This window comes from Mesorhizobium sp. M4A.F.Ca.ET.022.05.2.1 (genome assembly GCF_003998845.1).
Taxonomy (GTDB): Bacteria; Pseudomonadota; Alphaproteobacteria; order Rhizobiales; family Rhizobiaceae; genus Mesorhizobium.
The window spans coordinates 1-7,531 of record NZ_RZOJ01000295.1 but is presented as its reverse complement, the minus strand read 5'-3'; the positions used below and the strand labels follow the sequence as shown (position 1 = coordinate 7,531).

Sequence of the window (7,531 nt, the reverse complement as noted above, 5' to 3'; positions counted from 1 at the left end):
ATCCTCCCAAGGGATATGGGGCGGCGCTTGCGCCGCCCTTTTCAATTTGCCGCCTGCGCGGACTGCCTCGGCCTCATGACGCAGTCCGCCACCGGGTCGTGCTCGTCGAACTCGTCGGCATGGTGCTGCCCCCATTCGCACAGCGCCAGAAGGATGGGCTCGGGGCTGAGGCCAAGGGGCGTCGCGAAGTATTCGACGCGCGACGGGATCTAGGCGAAGACCCTCGCGGCGGACAAGGCCGTGCTCCTCCATTTCGCGCAACTGCTGGATCAGCACCTTCTGGGTGATCGAAGGCACCAGTGCCTTCAGCGACGAGGGCCGCGGGGGACCATCGAACAGGTGGTAGAGGATGACCGTCTTCCAGCGGCTCGAGATTACTTTCAAGGCACGCTCCGCCGGCAGCATCGGCAGTTCTCTTGATCGGTCCGGCCGTGGTCACCTCCTAGTGAGCAGCGGACAAATGAGTGTGTAGTCGAGACAGCGCAGATAGTGGCAATGGACGGCCGATGCCATAGCGATCGGAGTTTGCCGTGGCTTGCGCCAGCTTTCGATTTGGCTGCCGGCGGCCTGTTGCGTGTCACGTCCGGTGGCCGCTTCCCACTCGACCAGGCCGGTGCGGCTCACCGCCTTATCAAGGAGCGCCGCTCGACAGGTAAGATCGTGCTGGTGGCGTGTCGATTCTGGAACCCGCCTGGTCATCGCTGCCGGTCACAGCCAGCCACCCGAAAATCCGGCTCGTCGCAGGCCCGTGGCGATGGCCGGTACGCGGCGCATGAGCCGCCACAGGAAGTCCGACCGGTAGTTCTCGATCATCAGCGCGATCGGCCCCTGGTTGATGCCGACATGGTCCGGCGATACCCAGCCGCAGGCGCGGCCGTCGGCAGCGGCGATTGTCGGATTGAAGCTGGCGGTGAAGCCGTAAGGGTTGCCCTCGTGCAGGTCGATGTCGCGGAAATGGCGGAGCACCGGCAGCACGATCTCGGGCGCAAACGGCAATGAGGTAATCGCCGCCCAGGGCGACAAGGTGCCGTCATCCGGACCGAAAGGCGCGCCGCGCGCCAGATAGCCGAAGAAGCGTCGGCCGCCGATCGTCAGATGGAGCTTTTTCAGGCCCGGGCCATCACTGGCGGTGACGCCCCAGCAATTCTCGTCATAGCCGACGAAGCCCTTCGGATTGCGGATGGCGTAGTCGCGCTGCAGGTAGGTCGCCTGGCGGCTGTTCTCGAAATAGTCGGTGCCGTGCCTGTGCATGAAGGCATCGCGGATGCCGCGGAAATCGATCCAGACATGTGAGAACTGGTGGACGAAGAGCGGCCCGGCATAGACCAGTTCCCGGCCATAGATCTTCTTCCACTTGTAAGTGGAAAGCCAGGCCGCATAGGACTCGGGCGGCAGCGGATGGGTCGGCGAGGCGAGGCCCAGCACATAGAGGATCACCGCCTCGTCATAGCCTTGCCAGCGGTAGCGCAGGAAGCCCTTCTCGGGCCGCCAGCCATGGCTGACGGTGGCGCCGCCATCCTGCGCCCAGCGCCAGTCGGCGCGGCGGTAGAGCGCATCGGCAAGCCGGCGGATTTCCAGTTCGGATTCGTCGTCGGCGTCAAAATAGGCGCCGGCTGCCAGCACGCCGGCAAGCAGAAGTGCCGTGTCGACCGTGGACAGCTCGCACTTCCAGACGCGGCGGCCTGTCTTCATGTCAAGGAAATGATAGTAGAAGCCCTTGTAGCCGGTGGCGTCGGGTTCTGGCCCGTGCGGCGCGTTCCAGAAGAAGCGAAGCGTAGCGATCGTCCGTTCAACGGCAGCGTCGCGGGTCATGAACCCACGCTCGACGCCGACGGGATAGGCCGACAAGGCGAGCCCGACGGCGGCGATGCTGGCGGGCGACGCCGGCGTGTTGCGGTCGGCGATCAGGCCATTTGCCGGGTTGGCCTCCTTGAGAAAGTAATCGAAGGACAGGCGCTGGATGCTGGAGAGAAGCTCCTCGTTCAGCTTGTGGTCGCTCGATGCATCCATGGCTACCGATATAGAGGCCTTCGCGGCGCTTCCCAACTTTTTGGCCGATCAATCATAGTGAGGCAGGCGAGGGCCGATAGCGAGAGGCGCATCAACCGCGCCGATTGGACCGCCATATCGACGGCGCTGCCATCTGGTCCCGCCGATTGCCCTGAGATATCCGCAGCCAGATGAGTGAAGCCGTGAAGACATCCAGCCTGACAGGCGTCGTTTCCCCGATGATTCCGGTGCTCGTATGCGCGCTCGCCATCTTCCTGCTTTCCGGGATGGATGCGGCGATGAAGACGCTGGTTATCGCCGTGGGCGTCTACAATACGGTGCTGTGGCGCGGCTTGCTCGCGACTGCAGTCGCGGGCGCAGCTTGGTCAGCGGGATCGCGCTCGCTGCCAACCATTGCGGTGCTGAGGCTACATGCCCTGCGGGCCATGATTGTCGGCATCGTCCTGATATCATTCTTCTGGGGGCTTGGCAGGCTGCCACTCGCGGAGGCCGTCGGGCTCAGCTTCGTTGCGCCGTTGATCGCTCTCCTCCTCGCCGCGTTGTTGCTGGGCGAGCGAGTCCGGCGGGAGGCAATCTGGGCATCGATCGCCGGCATCGCTGGCGTGGCGATCATCGTGTCGGGCCAGTTCGGGCAGGCAAGCTATTCGCAAGACGCCCTGCTGGGCACGGCGGCGGTGCTCGTATCGACGGTGTTCTACGGCTACAACCTGATCCTCGCCCGGCAACAGGCGCTGGTGGCCAAACCAGTCGAAATCATGTTCTTCCAGAGCTTGGCCGTTGCAATCATCCTCGGCCTCGCCGCGCCGTGGCTCGCCGTCGCCCTGCCAGCCAATCTTTGGCTTCCCTTGGCCGGAGTGACAGCGCTGTCGCTTGCCGGCCAATTCCTGATGAGCTGGTCCTACGCCCGCGCCGAAGCGCAATATCTCATTCCAACGGAATATTCGGCCTTCATCTGGGCGATCGCGTTTGGCTGGTTCTTCTTCGACGAGGCGGTCACCTGGACGACGCTCGCGGGAGCATGCCTGATCGTCGCCGGCTGCCTGATCGCCGCGCGGGCAAACCCGAAACTTGCCGAGCCGATCGAGGCAGCCGTTTGACCGTCGCGGTCAGCGCCTTTCGGAATCGCGAAAGACACCGGTCTCCACCTCGTGCATGAAGTGAGCGATGTGCGCCGCGCATTGGCGATGGTGCGTCTCAAGCAGCATGTGGCCGCTTTCAAAGACATGGATTTCGATGGCGTGGAGGTCGCGATTGTAGGCCATGACCTCATCCACCGCGAAGAAGGCATCATGGCGGCCCCACAGCACAAGGCAAGCTGGCCGGTGGTTGCGCAAGTAGGCCTGGATGGCGGGGAAGCGCGCGATGTGTGAGCCATAATCTGTGAAGAGTTCGAACTGAATGTCAGTGTTTCCGGGCCTCTCCAGGCGCTCGGTGTCGAGATGCCAACTCTCGGGCGGAAACAAGACCTTCAGACGTTCTGGAAGACCGCCGATATACTGGTTGCGGGTGCCCTCGAAATTCATCCAGTCCGGCAGCTTGGCGCGGTTGTCGTCCGTCGGTTCGGCGAAGAACACCTTGGGTGCGTCCCAATCCGGTCCCAGCCCCTCCTCATGGGCATTGCCGTCCTGGACGATCAGGCCGAGGATACGATCCGGCCGTCGTGTCGCGAGATGGTAACCGACGGGCGCGCCGAAGTCGGTGATATAGAGAAAGAACCGCTCGAGACCAAGGGCCTCAATGAATGCCTCGATCGTGTTGGCGAGGTTCTCGAACGTGTAGTCATAGGCGTCGGTGGAAGGGGCGGACGAGAAGCCGAAACCGGGCATATCCGGTGCCACCACATAGGCTGTCTCGGCCAGTGGCTCGATGATGTTGCGATAGACATGTGAGGAAGTCGGATATCCGTGCAGCAGCAGGATTGCCGGACGGTCCGGGTCGCCGGCATGACGATAGAAAATGTCGAGGCCGTCGGCACGGATGGTTTCGTGCCGTGTCTTGTAAGGATCGCTTCGCATCGTCTGTCTCCCATGGTCCCGTGCTGCTGGCGACGCTCTGGCTTTGAAACCACATATCTGTATGATTACGGTTACATCGTAACTGCATAATGCGGTTAATAGGGTTATGTTCCATGGCGCAGACACACACCGAATGGGTGCCGGAGCACTTCATAGGCGGGCATTCCGCCCTGGACCTGTCGAACGCCGTGTTCGACCGGCGCGTGCCGGCGCCCGACAATGAACTGTTCAAGTCGACCCAGGATGTTGCCAACTGGTTCATGGCTTCAGGGCTTGCCGACCATCACCAGGCGCAGGCCGTTTCCGAGATCGAAGATGGGCGCTTCGTGGAACGGGTTCGCGAAGTCCGTGAAGCGTCTTTTCAGATTTTTGAGCCGATCGCCGCGGGCAAACCGTCCGCGACCGAGGCGCTCAGCGTCCTGTTCTCATGCGCGGCGAGCCCGCTAGCCACCGGGTCGGTCGACTTGCACGACACCAGACCGCAGCCAAGCCAGTGGCGGGACCCGGATGCCGTCACCGCGTTCCTTGCTTTGCTGTCGGTCGAAGCCTTCTTCAGCTTGCCGCGGGACAGGCTGCATTCCTGTCCTCGCTGCGGCTGGCTTTTCCTCGATACGTCGCGCGGCGGCAAACGCCGCTGGTGCAGCATGCGCACCTGCGGCAACCGCGAGAAGGTCTCGCGCCATAGGGGGCTTAGCGCCGCCTAATGTCAGCGCGCGATCTGCCGGTGACTGTCCGGCAGGCGCGTTGCGATCAGCTTGTCGATGCGGCGGCCGTCGAGGTCTACGACCTCGAAGCGCCAGCCCTGCGCATCGACGCATTCGCCGGTCGCCGGCAGGTGATGCAGATGCGACAGCACGTAGCCGGCGACGGTCTCGTAGTCGCGGTTTTCGGGCAGGTCGATGCCGAGCACCTCGGCCATCTCGTCGGCCTGCATGTAGCCGGCGAGCAGCCACGAGCCGTCTTCGCGCTTGACGGCGTTTTCCTCCTCGCCGGCATCGAGGTCCGAGCGGAAGACGCCGGTTATCGCTTCCAGAATGTCGGCCGGCGTGACGATGCCTTCGAAATGGCCGTATTCGTCATGGACCAGCGCCATCGGCACGTCCGATTCCTTCAGCTTCTGCAGCACGTCCAGCGCATCGGCCTGGTCGTGCACGATGGGCGCGGCGCGCACATGCTGGCGTGGCTCCAGCACCTTGCCGCCGAGGATCGCGGCCAGCACGTCGCGTGTCTGGACGACGCCGACCATGGCGTCGACATTGCCGTCCCCCGCGGGCAGGCGCGAATGCTGGGTCTCGATCAGCAGCCTCTTGATGGCCGCCTCGTCTGACTGCAGGTTGATCCAGTCGACCTCGGTGCGCGGCGTCATCACAGCGCGCACGGCGCGGTCGCCGAGCCGCATGACGCCGGCGATCATGCGGCGCTCGTCGGATTCGATGGTGCCGTGATGCTCGGCTTCGGCGACCAGCATCTTGATCTCCTCGTCGGTGACCTTCTCTTCGCTCTCGCCGCGCTGGCCGAGCAGCCAGAGGACGGCGCGACCGGAAATGTCGAGCAGGAAGACGAGCGGCGCCGAGACGGTGGCGAGGACGGTCATCGCGGGCGCCGCCCGGACGGCAACCCGCTCGGGATCGCGCAGCGCGATCTGCTTCGGCACGAGCTCGCCGACGATCAGCGAAGCGTAGGTGATGATCGCGACGACGATGCCGACGCCAAGCGGATCGGCAATGGTTTCGCGCACGCCGTTCGATGCCAGCAATGCCGCCAGCCGCTCGCCCAGCGTGGCGCCGGAAAAGGCACCGGAGAGAACGCCGACCAGGGTGATGCCGATCTGCACCGATGACAGGAACTTGCCGGGGTTGGAGCCGAGCGCCAGCGCGCGGCCAGCGCCCTTAACGTTGCGGTCGATCATTGCCTTGAGGCGGGCAGGGCGTGACGAAACGATGGCAAGTTCGGACATTGCCAGAAGACCGTTCACGCATATGAGGACGGTCACGATGGCGATTTCAAGATAAAGCATGAAGGGTCAATAGCATTGCCGCAGTGCATTCGAAAATAGCGGGGCCGCTATTTTTCGAGGTCACTGCTCCAGGGGTGGTCCCAGGGCGGCGATGAGAAGTGCTCGACCAGCGCATCGACGACGACACGCACCTTGGGCGCGAGATTGCGCGTCACCGGCCAGATCGCATGGACGACGATGTTTTCTATGAGACAATCCGACAGGACAGTTTCGAGCTCGCCGCTCCTGAGGCTGTCGGCGGTCAGCCATGTCGGCAGGAAAGTGATGCCGCAGCCGGCGAGGGCGGCATCCAGCATCGGTTCGCCGTGGCCGAGGATCAGCCGCGCCTGCGGCCGGAATTTGCCGATATGGCCATCGGCATGCCTCACCATCCAGGGATGGACGATGCCGTTGCGGCCATAGGCGATGATGCTGTGGCCGGCGAGGTCCTCGATCGACTGCGGCCGGCCATGCTGCTCGAGATAGGCCGGAGCCGCGCAGATAGCCGAGCGCTGCGTGTAGATGCGCCTTGCCGCCAGCGACAGGCTGTCGTCGAGATCGCCCATGCGGATGGCGAGGTCGATGCCCTCCTCGATCAGGTCGACACGCCGGTCGCTGAACGAGATTTCCATCGTCAGATCCGGGTGGCGACTGGCGATGCCGAACAGGACGGGCGCGACGCATCTGCGCCCAAAGGCGAGCGGCACGTCGACGCGCAGCTTGCCTGACGGCACCTGCCGGCGCGAAGCGAGCAACGATTGCGCGGCGTCGATCTCGGCAAGCGCCCTGACGCAGGCCTCGTAGTAGCTAAGGCCTTCGCTGGTCGGGCTGAGGCTTCGGGTCGTGCGATTAAGCAAGCGGACCGCCAGCCGCCGCTCCAGTTGCGCGATCGACTTGCCGACTGCCGATTTCGTAACGTTCAGGCGCTCGCCGGCGCCGGTAAAGCTGCCAGCCTCCACCGCATGCACGAAAGCGAGGATGCCTTGCAGGCTGGCCGCCTCCACGGCGCTCTCCTATTGTAGATTTTTTATCTTCAATCAGTATCCAAATATACCACATAGAGGCACTATTTTCCATAGTTGGACCGCTTAATTATTCCGCATCCCGATCAAAACGCGGAGGCGGACCGAGATGAGCATCAACATCAACAGATCCTGGCAGATGAGCGGGTTCGGCCTGTCAAAGCTGCAACTGGTGGACGGCAGGATACCCGAACCCGGCCCGCGCGATCTTTTGGTGCGCACCAAGGCGGTGTCGCTGAACTACAAGGACCGGATGATCGTGGACGGCGTGCTGATCCCCGACCTGGGCTTTCCCTTCGTGCCGACGTCCGACGCCGTTGGCGAAGTGGTGGCCGTGGGCAGCGATGTCCTCCGCTTTCAGGTCGGACAGCGCGTGCTCGGCCAGGTGCTCGCCGACTGGCCGGATGGCGATGCGCCGCCGGTGCTGCACAAGCACACGCTGGGTTCCTCGCTGCCGGGCACGCTGTCCGAGTACGTGATCCTCGGCG

At 63.7% G+C, this 7,531-nt stretch carries 7 protein-coding genes and 2 pseudogenes; 4 read left to right on the top strand and 5 right to left on the bottom strand.

Annotated elements, in window-relative coordinates:
- Positions 1-41: 41 nt before the first annotated feature.
- Positions 42-405: pseudogene (locus EN745_RS25110) on the bottom strand (helix-turn-helix domain-containing protein).
- Between the two features lie 90 nt (positions 406-495).
- On the opposite strand from EN745_RS25110, the pseudogene EN745_RS37195 reads away from it, so the two are divergent.
- Positions 496-654 (top strand): annotated as a pseudogene (locus EN745_RS37195) (zinc-binding alcohol dehydrogenase family protein); the annotation flags it as partial.
- Positions 655-708: 54 nt separating this feature from the next.
- Here the strand turns inward: EN745_RS37195 and EN745_RS25100 are convergent.
- Complete coding sequence (locus tag EN745_RS25100; protein WP_127422512.1) at positions 709-2,010, bottom strand: glucoamylase family protein; 1,302 nt, start codon at positions 2,008-2,010, stop codon at positions 709-711.
- A 170-nt stretch (positions 2,011-2,180) separates the two neighbouring features.
- Here EN745_RS25100 and EN745_RS25095 point away from each other — a divergent pair, with 170 nt between their 5' ends.
- Positions 2,181-3,107 (top strand): DMT family transporter, encoded by a 927-nt coding sequence (locus EN745_RS25095; RefSeq protein WP_127422511.1) that lies wholly within the window; start codon positions 2,181-2,183, stop codon positions 3,105-3,107.
- Positions 3,108-3,116: 9 nt separating this feature from the next.
- Here the strand turns inward: EN745_RS25095 and EN745_RS25090 are convergent, their stop codons facing one another.
- Positions 3,117-4,025 carry an alpha/beta hydrolase gene (locus tag EN745_RS25090; RefSeq protein ID WP_127422510.1) on the bottom strand — a complete coding sequence of 303 codons (909 nt, stop codon included), beginning with the start codon at positions 4,023-4,025 and terminating at the stop codon, positions 3,117-3,119.
- Positions 4,026-4,138: 113 nt separating this feature from the next.
- Between EN745_RS25090 and EN745_RS25085 the strand changes: the two genes are divergently transcribed.
- Positions 4,139-4,729, top strand: a complete 591-nt coding sequence (locus EN745_RS25085) for a CGNR zinc finger domain-containing protein (protein ID WP_126059386.1) — start codon at positions 4,139-4,141, stop codon at positions 4,727-4,729.
- Positions 4,730-4,731: 2 nt separating this feature from the next.
- On the opposite strand, the gene EN745_RS25080 is transcribed toward EN745_RS25085, so the two are convergent.
- Both EN745_RS25080 and EN745_RS25075 read right to left on the bottom strand, forming a co-directional pair.
- Positions 4,732-6,042 carry a hemolysin family protein gene (locus EN745_RS25080; protein ID WP_126058728.1) on the bottom strand — a complete coding sequence of 437 codons (1,311 nt, stop codon included), beginning with the start codon at positions 6,040-6,042 and terminating at the stop codon, positions 4,732-4,734.
- A gap of 47 nt (positions 6,043-6,089) precedes the next feature.
- Positions 6,090-7,025 carry a LysR family transcriptional regulator gene (locus EN745_RS25075; RefSeq protein ID WP_127422509.1) on the bottom strand — a complete coding sequence of 312 codons (936 nt, stop codon included), beginning with the start codon at positions 7,023-7,025 and terminating at the stop codon, positions 6,090-6,092.
- Between the two features lie 127 nt (positions 7,026-7,152).
- On the opposite strand from EN745_RS25075, the gene EN745_RS25070 reads away from it, so the two are divergent.
- Positions 7,153-7,531 (top strand): alcohol dehydrogenase catalytic domain-containing protein (locus tag EN745_RS25070; protein ID WP_148669376.1); only part of this gene is annotated, 379 nt, incomplete at its 3' end.